Below are 20,183 nucleotides of genomic sequence, written 5' to 3' on the forward strand. Positions count from 1 at the left end.
GCATGCGAGCAGGCTAGGGGCCAGCGAGGATCATCGAGGCGCCTTTGTCGCCAATCATCAGCGATGGGCCCTGGGTGTGGCCGGAGGTGATGCGCGGCATGATCGAGGCGTCAATAACGCGCAGACCGCTGACCCCGTAGACGCGCAGTTGCGCATCGACGACAGCGGTTTCGCCGATGCCCATGCGGCAGGTGCCCACCGGATGGCTTAGCGACCAGGCGTTATTGAGAATCCAGCTCTTGATCTCGGCGGGCGTGACCACCGTCGGGCCGGGGGTAAGCTCTTTGCCGCGCCAGGCGGCCAGCCCCGGAGCATTGCCGATGGAGCGCATCAACTCGAAGCCTTTGACGCATTCAGCGTAGTCATCGGGGTGGGAGAGAAAATTCATGTCGATCAGCGGCGCGTCGGCCGGATTAAGCGAACGCAGGGTGACCGCGCCGCGGCTTTGCAGGCGCATCATGTCGCCGGTGACCGAGTAGAAGCCCTGCAGCTCGGCTTCGCTCTGGCCGCAGGTGTATTTGCCGCGCATCATCTCGACAGCATTCGATGCCTGGCCTTGTGCATTCATGTTGGCCCAGACGATGGCATAGCCCTCGTTGACCGGCTGGTTGGTGATTGGCTGGCTGCTCGACCAGGTGCCTTGAAAGATCAGGGCATCCATCAGATTCGCGCCCACGCCGGGTAAATCCATCACCACCTGGGCGCCGAGCTTGCGCAAGACATTGGCATCGCCAATGCCGGAGCGCATGAGAATCTGCGGCGAGTTGATGGCGCCCGCGGACAGCACGATTTCTTTCTCGGCGGTGGCCCTCTGGGCTACTCCGCCAATTGAAAAAACCACGCTGCGTGCGCGTTTTTTGTTGTCAAACTCGATGTGACCGACCAGTGCGTTGGTTATCACCGAGAGATTTTTCTGCGTGGCGAGCAGCGGTATGACATAGCGTTCGTAGCTGGTCTGGCGGCGAAAGGTTTTGCTGATCGTTGAGCGTAGCGGCGAGACACCAAACATATTGGCGCCTGAGTTGTAATCGGGGTTATAGGTATAGCCGAGTTTTTCACAGGCTTCGACAAAGGCCGCGCCGAAGGCATTCTTGGTCGTGGTGGTCGGTTGCATCACCGCTTCCACCCGGGCAAAGTTTTGCGCGATATCTTTATAGCGCCAGCCAATGCAGCCGTAGTCGATTTCCCACTGATCGAAATCGGCTGGCGCGCCGCGCACATAAACCATGTCGTTGTGTGCGGTGCAGCCGCCGGTCATCTTGGCGCGCCAGACATCCATGATGCGGTTGTTCATGTGTACCTGGGGCAGGCTTTTATAGCCCCAGTGAATTTGCGGGATGTCGTAGAGACAATTGATCTGGTTGGGGTCCCAGATCTTGGGGTAGGCGCTGGCCTCGCCGCCGGCTTCGAGCAGCAGCACCGATAGCTCAGGATTCGCCGCCAGCCGGCCGGCCACAATGCTTCCCGCTGAGCCGGAGCCGATGACGATGTAATCGTAGTTCTGCATGCCGAATCCCTTGTCGTGTTCGCGTCGGCTTGTTGCCAACGCGGTGTGCTGCTGCCGTGGTGAGGTGAAGCGATGGGCGACATGCTTGGCGTCGGCCTATCCCGCTCCGTGCATCGGGGATAGGCCACGCACGTGCTGCATCGTCAGGCCTTGCCGCTGGCGGCCTGGGCGGTCTTGCTCGCTTGATCGGGTGCCAGGCGCTGGCCGTAAGGTCCGTGCAGCCATAGTTGCTCTTGCTGGCCGTAGAAGTCCGCAATGCCGCCCCAGGCGCGTTGGTTGAGTTCCAGCAAGAACAGGATGCGGCGCATGGCGATCGCCTGACGCTCAATGCCCAGCGCGGTGACATGTTCAAACATATCCCGCGAGATGCTGTTGTGATTAAGTGTCTCGTTAAGCTCTTCGTGATCACCGGATACTTCGCGAAAAGCGGCGTTCTCGCGGGCCGCCGCGGCCAGCCGAAGCGACATTTTCGGCGGTTCGCCAAAGATGCCTTCGATCACCATGATGGCGGTGAAGGAACTGATCGGATCGAGGTCGGCCAGCAGGGTCAGCGTATCGACAAAAGCGAAGTGCAGCGGCAGCGGCACGATTTTCTCGAGCATGGCGGGGGCCACACCCAACGCTTCACAGGTGGTGCTCTCCAGCGCCTCGTGACCGTATTCCTCTGAGTAATAGCGAAACATCATCGAGCGCAGCGGTTTGGCCAGCCGCATGCTTAGCAGCGGGGTGATGATTTCGACGAAACGGCTGGTGACGTGGTACTGCTCGATAAAGGGGCCGGCCACCAGCGGCGAGTAAGCGCCGTTCAAACGGTTGATGGCGGTGACGTAGGGGTTTTCGCCCCAGCTGTCGAGCGTGTCGCGCGTTAGCACTTCGGTTTGCCGCATGAACTCCAGGCCGGTCGTTACAAACGGGGCCGGTAGCGCGGCGGAGGGATATCTCCTTGCATCATCGCCGGTGCTCGAGAGCAGCAGCGAGCCGACCAGCCATAGATGCGAGAACAGGTCGTGCTCGTTATAAAGCCCGGCGCTGTCGGTGATGGCCGCGGCGATGTCCGGTGCCTGCCCCGCATCCATGCCGGCAGCCAGCTGTTCGAGCAGCAGATCGGTAGCGGCGAAGGTCAGTGGCGCCGAGCGGCGGAAGTATTCGAACTCCACCAGCAGCAAGGCCAGAAAGAAGTTCGGCTGCACGCTGGCGTCAAACGGATCGCCGCCGGGTTCGAACAGGTGGCCAGTGGTGCTGGTCCTGCCCAGCTTCTGGCGCAGCTGCGCCGCATGCCGCGCCATGGCGCTGCGCCGTTCGGGCGAAATGCCGGCGCTGACCTTGCGCGCGGTTTCTTCGACACAGTCGCGTATGCGCCTGGTTTGTGCGGCGAGTTGTGCGGTGGCCTGATCGTGGCCTTCGCCAATCAGCGAATGGGTATCCAGAAAGGTGCCCAGCGCGTGCCAGCTGGAGTCCGGCGGGCTTTCGCGCAGGGTCGACCACAGCGGCGCGGCGCTGTCAGTCAGGCTCATCAGCTCGATGGCGATCTGCTCGGCAGCGGCGGGCTGATCGAAGGCCAGACGGTAGGTCTTGGCACCGGAACGCAGCTTTACCGTGGCGCTGTCGTGATCGTGCTCGATCGCGTCCACGCATAGGCGCGGCTGTTGAAACCGCTGAAAGGTCCATAGTTCCATGGTCGGCCTCAATTGAAGATACGTGGTACCCGGGTCAGCTCCTGGCCGTAGTAGGCGAGGATCTGTTCTTCTTGCTGGATCATGGTTTCCACCATGATCGCGATATGGCGTTTGACCACCGCGCAGGTCTCGGCATCGACGGCATGCTCAAGCTCCATGAGCTGGCGCGAAATATCTTCGTGGTCGTATTCGTCATTGATATTGGCGTGCGCGCGCAACGGGGTATGAAAAGCATCCGGCATGCCCAGCGCACGGCAGCGATCGTCAAAAGCATCAATAAAGGCGGGCTGGGCGCGTTCAAAGAGAAACAGGCTGGCTTTGAACGACAGGGGATGCTGACGCCCGTAAATACCGAGCGACGCGCCCAGCGCGAAAGTGGCAGGTAGCGGCTGATGAGCCTCAAGCTCGGCAGTGGTGACTCCGACGGATTTCAAGGCCATGGCCAGAAAGCGGTCGTGGCCGAGTTCCGATTTGAGAAAATCTTGCAACAGGCGTCGTTCGGCGGCCGAATGGGCTGAGCCCAGGGCCGGGCCAATCAAGCCAGGCGCCGACTGCACGATCCAGTAATACTCCAGCGCATAGCCGATCAGTTGCTGGCGGCTTGCTCGCCCTTCGGTCAGGGCGCGATGAAACGCCGAGGTGGCGATACGGCCGACCATGCGATCGGCCAGTCGACGCACTTCGCGATACAGCTGGGTGCCGCTTAACGCATGGCCGATCCGCTGTGGGTCGGATTCGATCAGCAGCCGCAGTTCGTCGAAATCGTGCAGCAGCTGGGGCACCTTGTCGGCGATGACGCTCGATCGGGAGGCCAGGTCGTGGCGAGTCAGGCCGCCGGTTTCCAGGTCGGCGATAAGGCGTGAAACGGCGGCGGCCTCGTGCTCGCTGAATTCAAAGGCGCAGCTGCGCGCGCCCAGCGATATCTGCGCTTCGCCGTGGCCGACGATGGCGCGTACTTGATTGCGGAATTTGGGCTGTCTTGGTCCTGCCAGGGTGCTGTCCATATCGCCTCGCTCAGAGCTGGGATACCCGACGGAGTAGCGGCGCATCGGAACTGTAGTAGCGCCATACCCCGGTATAGAAGTTGTCGTACAGCTCGACGAATAATCGAAGCTGGCGTTTCAGCCGCGCAATGGTGGCGTGGTCGAGTACCGGTATTTCCTGGAAGATCGAGCGTGTCAGGCTGCCGTGCGCCGCGCCGATATTGATATTGGCGTGAATCTTCAACGGGCCGACCAGTCCGTCGGGTAACGCCGAGCGCTCACACGCCTCGATGAAGCTGTCTTGCTTCATGCCCTGGCCTTCAAGCAGGCCCAGGGTGGTGAAGAAAAACAATGGGTCGCTATGCGCCCAGTGAGCGAGGGCGTTGCACAGGCCCATGGTTTCGGGCAACGGAATCGCATCGCGCATGTCTTCGCGGCTAAGCCCGGCGAAATTGAGTGCGCGCAGCAGAATCTCGTCGTGTCCGTATTCTTCGGCGAAGAATTTATTCAGCAGCAGACGCACCGCGGTATTGGGCACATAGGAGAGCACCGGTGCATCGAAATAGCTTTCGCGAAATAGAAAGTGCCAGTTCTCGATAATCATGCCGATGGCGAGCTTCTCCGGCACATCGCCGGGGCCGCGTGCATCCAGGCAGGTGCGCCAGAACGGATTCTGGAAAATAGTCTCTGCGCAATGCGCTTCGACGATTTCATCGAGTTCGAGGATAACCTCCGAACCCGGCCGGAAGTCCACCGGCGCGTCATCGTCGATCAGGCCTGCCTCGTCCAGCGACGCCACCAGGTTTTCGACATCTTGCGGCGCCAGCGTAGGCTCGGCCTGGGCGATCTGCGCGATGCTGAGCATACCGTCCAGTCGCCCCAGCGTTCGCTCAATAGCCTGCAACGAGGCCGCGTCTTCAGGCAGCGTCGACATGTCTTTCAGGCTGATAGCGGAAACCAGGCGTGGACGGCGAGAAAGCGAAGTTTCAACGCGGCTCATAGGAAGCGTCTTTGCAATAGGAGACTTCAAGGAGGGCGCGTTGACGCCCCCCACCCGAAGAAAACTCAGCTACGCGCGTCGATTCTAAAGATGAATCGCGATGAGCGTAGGATGCCCCTCGGCATTTTGCAGCTTGACCAGAAAATGCTTGCCGCCGAGCTTATTGGTGTTGATGTAAAGATCGGCTTTCTGTCCGTCAAAGAGGTTTTTCGCCGTATCTACGGTTTTGACTTCATGGACAGTCGGTTCTTTGTTGGCGCTCATTGATGTACTCCCTTAGGTTAATGGAGACTAATGAAGCATGGGCCCGTTTCATTACCTGGGCTGCGGGACGCTATCATGACGATTTGGTTTAATGCAAGCATTAATGTAGGCTAATAGAATATATTCTTTATAATCATTTATTACGTTCTAATTAGACCGTGGTAATTTGTTTAGGCGAGGTGATGACCGGCCCTGCGCTGCGCTTTTCAGTGGCGGCGATCGATGGTCAAGGGTGTTGTCAGCTAAGGCTTTGCGGGGCTTGTGTGTGATGCATATCACAAGCGGAAAATTATCAAGCATGCTGAGTCAGTTGTTTAGACGAGGTGAAAATACATGAGCTGGTATGACAAATTAATAAGCTGGTTTAGACATTACTAACGCCTTATCAATGCACTGGGGTGCGCAGATGACGCACTGTCATAAGTGTGGTTGGGTGGGTTGCTGGTGGACGCCATTAAAACCTGCGAATGATTGGGTTGTAACGGGTAAGTGCAGTGCTGCTCATTACAAGGCAATGGCGCTTGCTTATCGCCGGCCTAATGAAGTGGCGTTATACGTTTAACAAAGCCCTGGCCAGGGTTTTCTGGGGCTGCATCGGCGGCTTATCTGCCGGCTTGCGTAAGGACTTGCCAATACGCGATGAGTGACGGCGCGCGACCGCTGGCTTATCGAGTGCATGGGCATTGTGATGCTTCGACTTCATGGGGGCGATGGAATTGCGTGAGCCACGGACGTTTTATATCAATGGCAGGTGGGTCGACCCTGCGGATAGCCATCGTCTGCACGAGGTGATCGACCCGGTCACCGAGCAGCCGTCCAGGCGAGTTGCCTGGGGCTGCCAGGCGGATGTCGATCACGCGGTGGCGGCAGCAGCGGCGGCGTTTGAGCATTTTTCGCGGACGTCCAGGCACGAGCGCGCTGCCTTGTTGCGGCAAGTCATTGCGATATTCGAGCGCCGCTTGCCGGAAATAGCCCAGGCCATCAGCGCCGATATGGGGGCGCCGGCGTGGCTGGCGAACGAGGCGCAGGCGCCGGCTGGCCTGGGGCATTTTGTGGAGGCGCTGCGTTTGCTCGATGCCTACGAGTTTGAGTACGCCATGGGCACGACCCGCATCGTGCGCGAGCCGGTCGGCGTATGCGGGTTGATCACGCCCTGGAACTGGCCGATAAGCCAGATGGCCTGCAAGGTGGCATTCGCGCTGGCCGCCGGTTGCACGATGGTGCTCAAACCTTCTGAGCTCGCTCCGCTTAGTGCGGTGTTGATGGCGGACCTGCTCGACAAGGCCGGTGTGCCGCACGGGGTGTTCAATCTGGTGCATGGCGACGGTGCCGAAACCGGCGCCGCGCTGGCTCGGCATCCCGCCATCGACATGCTGAGCTTTACCGGCTCCAATCGTGCCGGGGTACTGGTGTCGCAAGCGGCTGCGGCGACGGTCAAGCGGGTGGCCATGGAGTTGGGCGGCAACAGCGCGAATATCGTGCTGGATGATGCCGACCTGAAGCAGGCTGTGGCTGCCGGGGTGATGCAATGCATGATCAATTCGGGGCAGAACTGCAATGCACCGGCACGCATGTTGGTGCCACGGCAGTGGCATGCGCAGGCAGCGGCGTTGGCGGCAACGGCGGTGGCTCATCTTCATGTCGCCGCACCCGATAGCCGCGATCGCGGCAGCATCGGCCCTTTGGCGAGCCGAGCGCAGTTCGACAAGGTGCAGCGATTGGTTCAACAAGGCATCGACGAAGGTGCGCAGCTGGTCGCGGGCGGCCTGGGCCGCCCGCAGGGTTTTGTGCGCGGCTACTATGTGCGGCCGACGGTGTTTGCGAATGTCAGCGCCCAGATGGCCTTTGCGCGTGAGGAGATATTCGGCCCGGTGCTGTCGATCATGCCGTACGACGATGAAGATCACGCGGTGGCGATAGCCAACGATACGATTTATGGATTGTGCGGGTATGTGCAATCGGGCTCGGTCGAGCGCGCGCGCAACGTGGCGCGGCGCCTGCGTGTGGGCAATGTCCACCTCAATGGTGCCGGCGGCGATCTGCGGGCCCCGTTCGGGGGCTATAAGCAATCGGGGAATGGGCGCGAGTGGGGCGCCTTTGGCCTGGAGGAATTCCTGGAGGTAAAAGCGGTACTCGGCTGGAAGCGCGCCTGAGCGCCGCGCTTACCGGCGACGATCAGACGCGCTGAGCGCCGGCCTACTTGTTGCGCTTCGCGCTGGCCTTCTTGCTGTTGCCGGTAGCCGCCTTGGCCGGCGTGCGCATTTGTTCCAGCACGCCCTGGCAGGTGTTGGGCGCGCTGCCCTGGCTGGCGACGACCAGCGGCAGCAGGGCCGCGGCGGGGGCGGCGAAAACCCCCAGCGCCACCGCGGCGCCGCCACGCAATAGCAGGCTGCCGGTATACACGCCGACGTCGGGGTTTTTCAGCGTGCCTTTGATGTATAGCGGCGAGCGCAGCGAGAACACGCGAAGACCTTTGCTATGCGGCTTGACATCGAGGTCGAGTTTTTCGCTGGCGAAATTCACCGTGCCATCGACATTGATCACGGCATCTTCGGTGTCGAACACGAACAGCTTGGTCTTGAACAAGCCGTTGTCGGCGGCCAGATCCGAGGCCGCGCAGTTGATCTTGACGGTCTTGTCGCCGAACAGTTTGCCAAGCACGACATTGCCGATATTGAGGCCGGCGGTTTCAAGCAGGGTTTTGCTGATGGCGCCATCGTTCATCAACAACTTCACCTCGCCGGTGGCACTGCCGAGCAGGGCTGCCACGGAGTTGCCGTGGGTGCTGATGGCGGCATCGCCGTTGATCTCGCCGAAGCTGGTATTCATCGCCTCGAAGGTAGGAAACAACTGCTTGAGTTTGAGATGACGCGCATTGAGTTTGAGCGCGCCTTGCATCGGCTGGCGGCTGCCGTCGAGACGAATGGTGCTGTTGACGCTGCCGCCGGCCAGGCCAAAGCTCAGCGGCTCCAGCTGCAGCACACCGTTGTCCATCACCAGATGGGTGCTAAGCGTATCGATGGGCAATTGCTTTTCGCGAACGATGCGCGCGCCGCTGAAGGTCACGTCGGCATCCATGGCTTTCCAGCGCTCGGTGCGAAACGGTTCGACCGGCAGCATTTTGTCGCTGGGCTGGGCGGTGGCGTCGCCGCGCTGTACTTTTTCGGCCTTGGAGTCGGCGCCGATCAGCGGCGCCAGGTCGGCAAATTGCAGCAGCTGGGATTTCAGCGTGCCGCTTAGTTTGGGGCGCGGTGCCGCCGCAGTGAAATCGAGATTGCCGGCGAGGTCGCTGCCACCGACACGGCCACGAAAATTCTGATAGCTGAAATGACTGCCAGCACGATGCAGCTCGGCCTTGAGATGCCCTTCGGTGGCATACGGCGGCGTGTCAGGCAGGGTGACGCCGGTGATCGGGTAGAGCTTGGCCATGCTGGTGCCGGAGAACCACAGGCGCACATCCAGCGCCGCCAGATGGGCCGGGTCGGTCAGCGTGCCGACCAGGGCGATGTGGCTGTCGCCGATGTGGATGTTGGCTTGCACCGGGAAGGGCTGGGTGGCCTCTTGCAAGGCGAGCACGGCGCCGGTCTTGCCGCTGCCCTTGAGCGGCGTACCTTGATAACTGCCTTCGGCTTGCCATTCGAATTGATAGCTGGTGCCGGCGCCAGCGGTAGTTACCGTTTCGCTGGCTTTGTCCTTGTCGGCGGCGCGCCCTGTCGACAGCGCTTTCTTGGCGGCGGCGCCGGCGCTCTTGCCTGCCTGCTCGCGTGAATCGGCCGATTGCTGCGCGACGATCTGGTCGTAGGGAATAGCCTGTTGCAGCGGTTCGATGTCGACCTGCAAGGTGACCCGGCCAAGCGCATCGTCCAGGCTGATGTTGCCGCGATCGAAGCCGATGGCGCCCAGCTCCACTTGCCATGCGGACGGCGTCGTACTTGGCGGAAGATTGAAATCCCAGCTCGCGCGGCTTTGCTTGTCGCGCTCCAGGTCGATGACCGGATGCACCAGTTGCAGCGTAGGGATCACCACGCGATGGGCCAGCAGCGGTAGCGGCGCCAGCCTGAAGCGCAGCGCCTCCAACTGAGCAAACTGCGGCTGCTTGGCCCAGTCCGGGTTGGCGAGTCGAATGTCGTGGGCGACAAATTCCGGCCACGGCACCCACGCGCGCAAGCCGCCTTGCGAGGGTTCGCGTTGCCAACTGACATTAAGGTCGCCGTTGATGCTGAACGGGCGGCCAAGGGCCTGGCTGACTTTGTCGTTGATGGTCGGTTTGAGCCGGTTCCAATCGAAGCTGGCGATGACGATCGCCACGATCACGATCAAGGCCAGCAGCAGGGCTGCCATCCAGATCAGCACTTTGCGGCTGCGCTTCATATCCATCTCCTCACGTAGCCGATGGCCACGATGCGATGGTCGGTAGGGTAACCGAGGTCAAAAAATCATGCGGCCGAAGGCGTCAGCTGCAAGTCAGGAATGGATCTGCACGATGTCATCGACCGCCACATGGCGGCCGCCCGAAGGGGCCGGTCGTTGCCGCTATCGTCGGCGACTAACCACCGGACACACTGGCGACCATCATCATCCATGCCCCGCCGGCAGCGAACAGGATAATCAGTGGCCAAAGCACACTCATCGTGATGATGAAGCCACGGCGCGCGCGTCTGCACTGATATTTCCCCAGCGCAAAAGCCGTGGCAAGCGATGTGGCCATCAATAGGGCCAGCATCCAGCCTGCCTGATGGATGACGGAGACCTCGCCGGTCATCGCCGAGCGCACTAATTCGTGGTCGATCAACAGCAAGACAACGGACAGGCCGACGGCCATGAGGATGCCGACGCCGATCGAGCTGCGGTCGGTTGGCGGAAGGCTGGCGGGAGAGGGTGAATTCATAAGTGCTCCATTGCTGAGTGCCGGGCTGGCAAGCGGCGATGCCCGGACGGTTCCATGACCAACGATAGGCCTCGATACGAGGCCATACAGCGTGCGATAAACTAACCCGGCGGGTCGGGAAATGCCATGGCGGCCCAGTATTTCGCATGGTTGAGTTCGACTTTTTCCAGCCACAAACCCTGATGCTCTTGCAGCGCCACGCGCTGGCCTGGAGCGATGATTTCGGCGAAGGGCAACTTGGTCGGCCTGGGACGGTCGCGCGGTTCGATCCAGTCGCGCCGATACAATCCGAGTTTGATCACGCCGCGCCGAAACTCAGTTAACTGCGGTAACTGCAAGATCGGCTTGGGGTGGCGGTGAAGCAGGTGCTCGTGGGTATCGAAGGCATGCAACCACCATTCGTCTTGTTTCAGGCTGCGATAAACCCAGCGATTTCGCCATTGCAGAAACAGCAGGTAGCGACCGTCTTCGGACCACAGCAATGAAGGGGTGATGTCGCGCATGGCCAAGCCACTGCGCGTGCGCAAGAAGCCGCTGCGCACCGTGCGTGGATCGAGCCGGCCGTCATGCCAGGACGTATCAACGCCGAACAGCCACGCCGCATCGCTGCCTTGTGGCGCGGGCAGCAGCAGATCGACGGCGCCATTGGCGGCGACCGGCCCACGCGGTACACGCCAGTCGGGCAGCATCTCGATACCCGACGGCGCGATGGCGATGCGTTGCATATGAATCCAGAACAGACCGCCGCGAGCCGCCTGGGTGTTGATAAAGGGCACCGCCTGCGCGGGATCTGATAGCGCGACATCGCAGCGCCGCAGTGCATCGGGTTCGGCTTTTTTTTCGCTGACCCAGCCGCGCAAGGTGGCGGCCTGCAGCTCGTTATCGGCGATGCTATCCAGACTCAGCAGCGGCCATGGCAGCTCCAGCGTATGCAATCGCCCATGCTGTGTATCGAGTGCGAGCAAGCGTTGTGGCAACGCCGGCGCTGCGGCTGCGGCGATGGTGGTCCACCAGCGTCCATCGGGTGATACGCGGTGTTCCAGCAAGGCTTCATCGATGGTCCAGCCGGGGCCCTCGTAGCGGTACCGCCCTTGCTGGCCATCGCTGCTGCTGGCGGTGGGCACAATGCGCACGCCGGCGTATTCCAGCCAGCGTTCGGCGCTGCTTAGTGACAGGCAGACATGAAAGCTTCGCAGCGGCTGTTCGCGGGTGCGCAGCGCCATTGACGCTGTCAGCTCACCCGGTATGGTGGCCTTGCCATGCAGGCCACCGCCACGGTAGAACTCGCCGGCTTGTAGCTTGCCTGAAACCGCTTTCCAGCTATCCGGCCAGCCGCGGCGGCTGTGTTCCATCAGCATGCCCTCCACGCGCAAGGTGTCGGCGCTTAGTGATTGCGGCACGCCGAGCACGAGGGTCGGCTCATCGAGGTAAGCCACCCAGGGTCGAACTTCAGCCCAGCCGCGCCCCTCGCTCCATAGGTGGTAGGTCCAGTCATAGCTATTTGCTGAAATCGCGCGCACGGCCAGTGCGTTACCGTCGGGTCGCCAGCACAGATCTTTTTCGCCCAGCACCAGCAAGCCGCTGTCCTGGTTATCTAGCCACAGGTGGTAGCGGGTGGAATTGAGCGGCTTGAGCGGATCTTGCAGTGCCGCCAACGATTCTGGCATCCGCTTATGCAAGCTCAGCGGCGGTGCGCCGGCGGGGCGTTGCGGTTCGAGTAATACAGGTGGCAGTGTTTCGATAAAGCTACGCGGCAGCCACAGGTCGGCGATGGCGAGGTAATCCATCGGCGTCTGCGGGTCGTGTTCAAGCACTTCTTGCAAGCGCCGCGGCTGACCGCCTTGGATCGGTGCCATCCATAGTTGATTGTCTTGCCAGCCCAGCTGCTGCCAGGTGCGCAGTTGCCACAACAAGCGTCGTTCGCAGTCGAGCACGAAGCCGCAATCATTGCCTGAGTAGTGATTGGACGCGACGAACCAGCGCCCATCTTTGCTGAGCGCACCGTTCTCGTAGCTGCCCAGCACGAACAGCCCGCCGGGTAATTGATAGTCGCCATAAACCGGGCCGCCCATGCCTATTTCGCCGCGCGGGACAAAGCTCACCCGCTTGCCGCTCTCGGCATGGGCTTGCCCGGGTGAAATCAGGTTTTCAGGCGGGGCGTGAGCATCGGTGGCGGCCGCTGTCGCGGTTGTCGCAGATGACGCGATGCTGGCCGGATCGGTTGCGCTGGCAGCGGCATTTTTCTTCTTTACCGAGCGACCGAGCATGATCAGCAACGGGCCTGCCACCAGTAATAGACCCAGGCCCAGCAGCAGTGACCAGAGTAAGGCGAGGGCAAAGCCGACGCGGTGGTACAGGTAAACGAATAGCAAGGCGGCAACGGTCAGCAGCCATCTGATCACGACATTCACGGCATTCTTCCTTGGGGTAATGCATCCGCCGGATCAGGATCGCCGGATCATGATCGCGGTGATTCTGGATTGTGCAGCAGACTGCCACACAATCTCCAGAATGCGCGCGGATGCTGTGCCGTCGGTCAGGCAGGATGGTTGCCCGCGCCTGCCGTGGTGATGGCGGTGATGATGTCGTTGGCCCGATGCCTGGTAAGCCATTTACTTCCAAGGACAGTGCATGAGCGAGCAACGTGTATGTTTTGATTTCGAGATCGATTTCTCCAACGGCGGCGGCATCCAGGGCCAGGATTTCAGGCTGGACATCGCTGCCGATGCCATCCATGCCGATGACATCAGCGACAACGCGCTGGCCGCGATCATCGTCAATGACCTGCGACTGCTGATGGTCGGCGAGGTGCGTATTCTGCATAAGCGGATCATCCAGGAGCAGCACAAGCGAGCTGTGTCCGCCGTTGCGGTGGCGGGAGCTGCGGCGGGTTCGCGTTTTGCCGATCTCAGTCATGTCATCGAAGACGGCATGGTGACCTATAAGGGCTTGCCTGCGCCGCTGATCTGCGATCACCTGTCGCGCGTCGAGTCACGCGGCATCTATGCGCCGGGCACCGAGTTTCAGATCGGCCGGATCGAGATGGTCGGTGGCACCGGTACCTATATCGATACCCCTTATCACCGCTATGCCGGTGGGCACGACCTCAGCGGCCTTGCGCTGGAACGTGTTTCCGACGTGCCTGGCGTGGTGGCGCGGGCCAGCGGCATGCTTGGGCGTTCGATCGACTGGAGCCATTTTGCCGCGCTGGATGTGCGCGGCCGCGCCGTATTGGTGCATACCGGTTGGAGTACGCATTGGCGTACGGACGGCTATTTCGAAGGGCATCCGTTTCTGACCCGGGCCGCGGCGGAGTATCTGCGCGACCAGGGCGCCTTATTAGTCGGCATCGATTCGATGAACATCGATGACACCTCGGACGGTGAGCGTCCGGTGCATAGCGTATTGCTTGCGGCAGGCATTCCCATCGTCGAGCATTTGACGAATCTTGCCGCTTTGCCGCTGGATGGATTTCGCTTCTCGGCGGTGCCGCCGAAGATTGCCGCGATGGGCACCTTCCCTGTGCGCGCCCCTGCGCATTGGCAAGGCTGAAGCCGCCGATCGGTGCGGGGCAGAGACGGTTGCGTCTCTGCCCCTGCATTCAGCGGTTAATCCGAAAATCTCGGGTAGGCGGCTGGCTTAGAACTTCCAGCTGAAGCCGCCCTTGAAACCGCTATCCACCGCGTTGTGCGCGACTTGCCCGTTGTACGACAGGCTGAGCGTAGCGTTCTTGGCGATTTGCACATCGAGGCCGGTATCGATGACCAAGGCATTGCGGGCGATCGGCACCCCGTCAACCGCGAATGATGCCGAGCCGCCGTTAAAGCGCAGCACACTGTCCGGATCGACGACACCGAACGCGTGACGCCAACCCAGGGTGGCGTGCGCGGTGACCCAGTCGCCATTGAAGGCAAAGCTGCTGCTCGCATGTCCGCCGAGCATGGCTGTTGCCGCTGGCGGTTAATGCAGCGGCGCCGCCGCGTTCCTGGAAACCATCGGTATTGAGCTTGACGTAGGCGGCTTGCGCAAACGGTTCGATCGTTGCCGAGCGGAACTGGAACTGATAACCCGCTTCGCCGAACACCTGGGCGGTATGCGCTTTGTAGTCGCCGAGTGCGCGATCGGTCAGGTTAGGCAGGTTGATATTTCGCGTCGTATCCAGCGAGTGCTGGGTATAGGCGGCACCGACGCGTAGCCCGAACCCGCCCAGCTGAGTGCCTGCATAGACACTGAGATGAGCGTCATCGCTGGAGCCTGAGGAGTTGCGTTGCGCCAGGTTGAATGAGGTGAGGGTATAGCCGCCGGCCACACCGATGCGGCTGCTCTCACCTACCGGCATATCCGCGCCGAGCACAAAGCCGCCCAGCGTGCGCGATGCCGAAGCCGCATTGCCGTCGCTGTTGTTATGCCCCCATGAGCCGACGAACTGGCCCCACCAGGCCAGGCCATTGGCCTGGGTTTTTACCGCGGCGGCGGATGCCGGGCCGTTGCTGTTGGCGGCGCCTTCCTGGCTGGCCTGGCGCAAGCGGGCGGTGACCGCATCGCGGACAAAGTGGCTGTCTTCGAGGAAGGTGCTTTGCACGCTGGCATGCACTTCGCCGGAGAGCTGGTTGGCGGCGTTGCGAATCTGCCCGTCGGTCTGCAGGTTGCTCAGCGTGGTGAACAAAGCGGTCGACGGCGACAGCCCTTGCACGCCCGCCAGCGCGGCCGTCTCGTTGCGCGTGTTGGCGGCATCGGTCAGATTGCGCTGCTGGATGACATCCAGATACACGTGCTGTGCGTCATAGGCCACGTTAAAGCCGAGCGTGGCGCTGAGGTTGGTCGCGCCGGTCAGGCTGTAGCTGCCGCTCAAGCCCTGGCTGGCGCTGAGCAAGGTGTAACGAGCGCCCTTGCTGTAGATCTGCCCCGCTGGGCCGGCGGCCAGATTGACGATGGCTCCGGCGGCCAGCGTGGCGCTGCCGCCGACGACGATCTGGCTGGATACACCGGCCTGCGCCGGATTGGCCTGGGCCAGATAGACCGCGCCGCTGGCCTGGCTGTAGTTGCCGGCGACGGTCAGCGTCTGATACGTGCCGTTGCCATTGCCGGGTGCGACCACGCCGCTGACCGCCAGATTGCCGCCGATATGGCCTTGGCCGCCGAGCAAGCCGGCATCAACGACCGAGCCGGCCAGCGAGCCATTCAACAGCAGCGCAGCCTGTGGGCTGACGCCGGTGCTGCCGGTATAGGTGTTGTTGCCGGTGAGCGTTTGCTGGCCCGAGGCAACGATCACACTGCCGCCACTACCGCCGCCTAATCCGCCATCCGTTAGCTGACCGTTGAAGACGCTGCTCGCGTTGGTCAGTTCGAGCGTGTTGCCGCCCAACTGCACGCTGCCAGTGCCTGACAACGTGCGGATGAAGACACCCCCTGCGGCGCGCGAAATATCGAAACTGCCATCGACCTGCACGCCGGCCGAGGTGGCGATGCTGCCCGGCCCGGCCAAGCCCAGCCAGCCGCCTTGGGCGATGTTGGTCAGGCCGGTGTAGGTGTTGCTGCCGCTGAGGTTGGCGATGCCGCCGGCGGCGATGTTGAACGGGCCGCTGCCTGAAATGACCCCGGCCAGTCCCAGCGGGCCCATCGCCGCTGTGGCGGTGAACGAGGTGGTGATGGCGCTATCGGTGACATAGAACGGGGTGTAGCCCGTCGCCATGTTTTGCAGGTCGTACATCACCGCGTTATGGATAAAGAACGACACGCCGTAAAGCGTCTGGCCCTGGCTGGTATACGGGTTGGGGCCCACCGTGACCACATTGGTCGCATCGCCAGTGGTATCGGTATGGGTGGTGATGGAGGTCGGCTGCGCATTGGTCGATGCGCCGGTGACGGTAAGCGTGCTGCCGCCAAAGGCATCGCAGTAATTGGACGCGGTGCCATTGCAGTTGGCGCTATCGATCTGACCATTCTTGGTGGCGCTGGCCAACAGGCCGGCGTCATTGACGAAAATGGTGGTGGTGCCGCTGTCGAGCAGCGTTGCCAGCTTGGCCGTGGTCTTGCCGCCATCCAGGGTGTAATTGAACAAGGCGTCGAACTGCCGGGCGGTATTGGCACCGGACAGTGTGAAGTTGCTGCTATAGCCCGTGCGGCCGGTTCTCCACGGCACGGTCGTCAGGAACTGGGCGCGAAGCGCCGGGGTCAGGTCGAGAATCAGGCAGGCCTGGCCGCAATTACCCGGAACACCGACCGGGCCATTGGCCTCGACGATGTAGCCGGTTTTGGTGAGCATGCCGGGCGGGCCGCCGTTGTCACCGGCATAGACGAAATCGCCGGCACCGAAGGTGCCGTAGAAGTGGCCCTCTTCAGGAGCGATGCCCTGGTTGAGCTTCTGTTGAAAATTCGGATCGGCATACAACGGGCTGCCGGCGGCATCGCCGCCGGTGGTGATGACCGGACCATTCGGTGTGGTCGTCAGCCAGGCCAGGGCAATCGCCACCGGCAGGCCTTGCGGCGTATCGAAGCTACCGACCTTGGCGCCCGAAGCCGAGTTGTAGAACTGCATGCTGGAAACATTGATGTTGGACTGCCAGTAACCGTAGGTGCCATCGCCATACAGATACGACTGCGGCGCGGCGGGTACCACGCCCGGCTGATTCGGGAACCAGGCCGGCCCCTTGCCGTTGGCACTCGTGCCTACATCGATGTTGAAGGAGTCCGAGCCGGTATCGAACAGGTATTCCTTCGGGGTGGCGCCGTTGACGCCGACCTGGATACCCAGGCGATAAATCGTGGTGGTGCCGCCGTTAGGCTCTTGGATGATATCCAGCGGGATGCTGGTGGCGTGGGTTTGTCCGTACGGCGCTAACAGGCAGGCCAGGGCCAACGATAACGGCCTGAATTTAATCTTGCTCACGTCTTTCCTCTTGGTATGGCTTGTTGCGCCGAGACGCCAGGCATCGAGGCGTGACCGTCACCAAACGGTCATAAGCAGATAAACGCAATCCGGGGTGCATCCCCTACCGAGGTCGGGCTAAGAAAAATTCCTGCGCGAGTAGCGCTGGCGGCACGCTACGCCCGCGTCGTGGGTGAGCGTAAAATGCGCAGCTGGATCAGCCCTGCGAGGAGCCGCGCGATGCCTACCGAGCCGAAGTATTGGTTTCCCGCGAAGCGCTATGGCTGGGGCTGGGGGCCGCCGCAGGTGTGGCAGGGATGGGTCGTCTTGATCTTCTTCGGGGTGTTTCTTGCGGTGGGCGGGGCCATCTTGCTGCCGCAGCGTCATGCGGCGTTTTTGCTGTACTCGCTATGCCTCTGTGCGCTGTTGATGGTCATCTGCTGGCTTAAAGGCGAGCCGCCGCGCTGGCGCTGGGGTGGCGATAAATAAGCCAGCCGAGTTGGCCTGGCTGCATCGGCGGGCGCCTGGTAAATATGCAACAACATAGTTGCATGTCGTCGATGGCTCGGTTAATGTGCAACCTGGAGGTTGCCCATGAATACATCAACAGATCGCATCGAAAGAGAGATTCTGCTCAAGGCACCGCGTTCGCGCGTGTGGCGGGCACTGGCCGACGCCGAGTCCTTCGGCGACTGGTTTGGCGTCGCGCTGCAAGGCAAGCGCTTTATCGCCGGCGAGCATACGCAGGGGTCTATAACCTATCCGGGTTATGAGCACCTGGTGCTCGATATCCTGGTCGAGCAGATCGAGCCGGAGCGTTTATTGTCTTTCCGCTGGCATCCCTATGCCGTCGACACGTCGGTCGATTATTCGCACGAGCCGACCACGCTGGTGGTCTTCGAACTGGAGGAGCACGGCAGCAGTACCTTGCTGCGTGTGGTCGAATCCGGCTTTGACAAGATTCCAGTGGCGCGGCGTATGGAAGCCTTTCGAATGAACAGCAGTGGCTGGAGCGAGCAAATGACGAATATCGAAAAGTATGTCGCCGCCAGCTAATGCACGCTCCAGCAAAGCGCTGCTGAAGGGGCCGGCGTTGCGCAAGTCGGCGCCGATCTTCGCCGCCCTGGGCGATGAAACGCGGCTGCGCCTGGTTGCCGTCTTGTGCGCCGGCAGTGCGCTGTCGATTGCCCAGCTCACCGATGGAACCGATATCACGCGGCAAGCGGTGACCAAGCATTTGCAGGTGCTGGCCGATGCGGGGCTGGTGCGCGATGTCAAAGTCGGGCGCGAACGCCTATGGGAATTCGAGTCGAGCCGGCTGGATGAGGCCAGGCGTTCGCTGGACATCATTGCGCAGCAGTGGGACGCCGCACTCGGCCGGCTGCAGCTGGCGCTGGAACGTAGCTAGGGCCTGTTCACGCTATTCGCATAGCCCGCGCCGAGGGTTTCTTCCAGCGTCGACCACGGCGTGGGGCTCATGTGCATGCCGATAATATGCAGCGGCTCGGTCGCGATGCCGGCTTCTTGCACCGAGTGTTTCAGCTCAAGCAGCGATTCGGGATATAGCAACGAACCGTGCGGCCCCAGCGGCTGGACCATTTCCGCGGTATGCAGCAAGTGCGCGTCGCCAATCCAGGTCATCAGCATGGGCTGTTCGCCGTAGCGAATAGGCAGCAACACGATGGCATGGGTCCCGCTGCCGATCAGCGTGCGGGTGGACACGGCGTGGATAATCGGCGTGCGCGGCGCGCGGGCGAGATCGTCCGGCGCGATACTGTGCCGGCTAGCCAGCAGCTTGCGCACGATGGGCTCGTTGCGATCGCGAACATAGATGGGAATGCCTTGGGCGGCGTATTCGCGGATGCCGGCGATATGCCAGTAAAAGCCGGTGGAGGTAATGACGGCCTTGACCGGCATGCCGGGGAAACGCCGTGCGGCTTCGGCCAGTACGCGCTTGGAATAACCGGCGGAAATCGGCGCGTCGATGATGACGATGCCATCGTCCTGGCGTACCAGGGTGGTGTACCAGGAGTTGGGTATTTGCACGATAGCAGGCGCGATTTCGGCGATCGGCCGCTTGGGGTCGGGCGCGTTGGCGACGGGCTGGCCGAGCTGAAGATCGTCCGCATACGCGGGCAGTGGGGCATCGGCGGGCGTGTGCATGGCGAAGTACTCCGCGGCCACTGGCGCATCGATGTGCAGGTCGGCATAGGTCACGGTGCGAAACAGTGCGTCGTTGCGGAACATGTCCCACTGCTGCGGATAACGCACACCGTCGCTGACATCCCAGTTCAGATACTCGGTACGTTCAAGTACATCGCCCCAGCCATTCCAGGCAATCTCCGCGCTGTGCGCGCGCCGCAACGCGATGGTGGCCTCGGTGGCGCTGGGCAGCTCGGTGAGGGCGTCGATGAATATCCGCACCGGATAGCCCGCGTGGTGAAAAGCCAACACGTGCTGAACCGCTTCATGCCTGACGGTGTCCGGCTCGCGCTGTAGATCGGCGGCTTGCTCGGCCAGCAACAGGACGCGAATCGGATCATGGGTCTCCCACGATGGTGGCGCATCCACGGTAGGCGCCAGGGTCAGCTGGTCATCGAGTGAGGTTTCCGCCTGCTGTCGTTCGCGGGTAAACAGCGTGCGCACCGTTCGCGAGGGTTTGCCTGGAGTCGTTTCGACAACCAGGCGGCGCGCGTTTGCCAGGTCATCGGTGATGCTGGCTTGCGCGGCGCCGGCAAACGGATAGGGCGCGCCAAGATGATCGTTCTCGACGACATCGTAGGACACGGTTTGCGTGGATGCCTGGATCGATTTCAGCGCACGCAGATCGCGATGTGGTGCCAGCGCGCTTAGGGTCTGTGCGAGCAGCTCATGGGCGGATGTTCCCGGGCCGATGGCGGCGCTCGCGGTATTGGCGCCGAGCAGGGCGATGCATGCCAGGGCGATGCGCCATCCCCGTGCTCGGTGCGGCTGAATGCGGTGCCTGGTCTGCATGGG

14 protein-coding genes and 1 pseudogene are annotated in these 20,183 nt (G+C 61.8%); 5 read left to right on the top strand and 10 right to left on the bottom strand.

Features of this window, described 5'->3' with window-relative positions; all coding sequences use genetic code 11:
• Positions 1-13: 13 nt before the first annotated feature.
• The 5 genes from OUZ52_RS03285 to OUZ52_RS03305 form a co-directional block, all read right to left on the bottom strand.
• Positions 14-1,507, bottom strand: coding sequence for a GMC family oxidoreductase (locus OUZ52_RS03285; protein ID WP_266156877.1), 1,494 nt, complete (start codon positions 1,505-1,507; stop codon positions 14-16).
• Positions 1,508-1,650: 143 nt separating this feature from the next.
• The gene (locus tag OUZ52_RS03290; protein WP_266156878.1) at positions 1,651-3,183 is read right to left on the bottom strand and encodes a hypothetical protein; all 1,533 of its coding nucleotides are present in this window, start codon (positions 3,181-3,183) and stop codon (positions 1,651-1,653) included.
• A gap of 8 nt (positions 3,184-3,191) precedes the next feature.
• Positions 3,192-4,187 carry an iron-containing redox enzyme family protein gene (locus tag OUZ52_RS03295; RefSeq protein ID WP_266156879.1) on the bottom strand — a complete coding sequence of 332 codons (996 nt, stop codon included), beginning with the start codon at positions 4,185-4,187 and terminating at the stop codon, positions 3,192-3,194.
• Between the two features lie 10 nt (positions 4,188-4,197).
• The gene (locus tag OUZ52_RS03300) at positions 4,198-5,166 is read right to left on the bottom strand and encodes a hypothetical protein (RefSeq protein WP_266156880.1); all 969 of its coding nucleotides are present in this window, start codon (positions 5,164-5,166) and stop codon (positions 4,198-4,200) included.
• 84 nt (positions 5,167-5,250) lie between these two features.
• Positions 5,251-5,430, bottom strand: a complete 180-nt coding sequence (locus tag OUZ52_RS03305; RefSeq protein ID WP_266156881.1) for a hypothetical protein — start codon at positions 5,428-5,430, stop codon at positions 5,251-5,253.
• A gap of 710 nt (positions 5,431-6,140) precedes the next feature.
• Here OUZ52_RS03305 and OUZ52_RS03310 point away from each other — a divergent pair.
• On the top strand, positions 6,141-7,583 hold the full coding sequence (locus tag OUZ52_RS03310) for an aldehyde dehydrogenase family protein (RefSeq protein ID WP_266156883.1): 1,443 nt from the start codon (positions 6,141-6,143) through the stop codon (positions 7,581-7,583).
• A 43-nt stretch (positions 7,584-7,626) separates the two neighbouring features.
• On the opposite strand, the gene OUZ52_RS03315 is transcribed toward OUZ52_RS03310, so the two are convergent.
• From OUZ52_RS03315 to OUZ52_RS03325, 3 genes are all read right to left on the bottom strand, one after another.
• Complete coding sequence (locus OUZ52_RS03315; RefSeq protein ID WP_266156884.1) at positions 7,627-9,801, bottom strand: AsmA family protein; 2,175 nt, start codon at positions 9,799-9,801, stop codon at positions 7,627-7,629.
• Positions 9,802-9,976: 175 nt separating this feature from the next.
• Positions 9,977-10,318 carry a hypothetical protein gene (locus OUZ52_RS03320; RefSeq protein ID WP_266156885.1) on the bottom strand — a complete coding sequence of 114 codons (342 nt, stop codon included), beginning with the start codon at positions 10,316-10,318 and terminating at the stop codon, positions 9,977-9,979.
• Positions 10,319-10,419: 101 nt separating this feature from the next.
• Positions 10,420-12,729 carry a hypothetical protein gene (locus OUZ52_RS03325; protein WP_266156886.1) on the bottom strand — a complete coding sequence of 770 codons (2,310 nt, stop codon included), beginning with the start codon at positions 12,727-12,729 and terminating at the stop codon, positions 10,420-10,422.
• Positions 12,730-12,949: 220 nt separating this feature from the next.
• On the opposite strand from OUZ52_RS03325, the gene OUZ52_RS03330 reads away from it, so the two are divergent.
• On the top strand, positions 12,950-13,870 hold the full coding sequence (locus OUZ52_RS03330; protein WP_266156887.1) for a cyclase family protein: 921 nt from the start codon (positions 12,950-12,952) through the stop codon (positions 13,868-13,870).
• An 87-nt stretch (positions 13,871-13,957) separates the two neighbouring features.
• Here the strand turns inward: OUZ52_RS03330 and OUZ52_RS03335 are convergent.
• Positions 13,958-16,856, bottom strand: a pseudogene (locus tag OUZ52_RS03335) (autotransporter outer membrane beta-barrel domain-containing protein).
• A gap of 570 nt (positions 16,857-17,426) precedes the next feature.
• Here OUZ52_RS03335 and OUZ52_RS03340 point away from each other — a divergent pair.
• The 3 genes from OUZ52_RS03340 (at position 17,427) to OUZ52_RS03350 (ending at position 18,594) form a co-directional block, all read left to right on the top strand.
• On the top strand, positions 17,427-17,675 hold the full coding sequence (locus OUZ52_RS03340; protein WP_266156888.1) for a hypothetical protein: 249 nt from the start codon (positions 17,427-17,429) through the stop codon (positions 17,673-17,675).
• 105 nt (positions 17,676-17,780) lie between these two features.
• Entirely contained in the window at positions 17,781-18,242 is a 462-nt protein-coding gene (locus OUZ52_RS03345) for an SRPBCC family protein (RefSeq protein WP_266156889.1), read from the top strand.
• Positions 18,226-18,594: an ArsR/SmtB family transcription factor gene (locus OUZ52_RS03350; RefSeq protein WP_266156890.1), complete on the top strand. Its 369-nt coding sequence runs from the start codon at positions 18,226-18,228 to the stop codon at positions 18,592-18,594. The genes OUZ52_RS03345 and OUZ52_RS03350 overlap by 17 nt, the downstream gene beginning before the upstream one ends.
• Here OUZ52_RS03350 and OUZ52_RS03355 read toward each other — a convergent pair.
• A complete protein-coding gene (locus tag OUZ52_RS03355) occupies positions 18,591-20,180 on the bottom strand; it encodes an MBL fold metallo-hydrolase (protein ID WP_266156891.1) in 1,590 nt (529 codons plus the stop codon). The genes OUZ52_RS03350 and OUZ52_RS03355 overlap by 4 nt on opposite strands.
• Positions 20,181-20,183 lie beyond the last annotated feature (3 nt).

Source organism: Dyella silvatica (genome assembly GCF_026283955.1).
GTDB classification, from domain to species: Bacteria; Pseudomonadota; Gammaproteobacteria; order Xanthomonadales; family Rhodanobacteraceae; genus Dyella_C; species Dyella_C silvatica.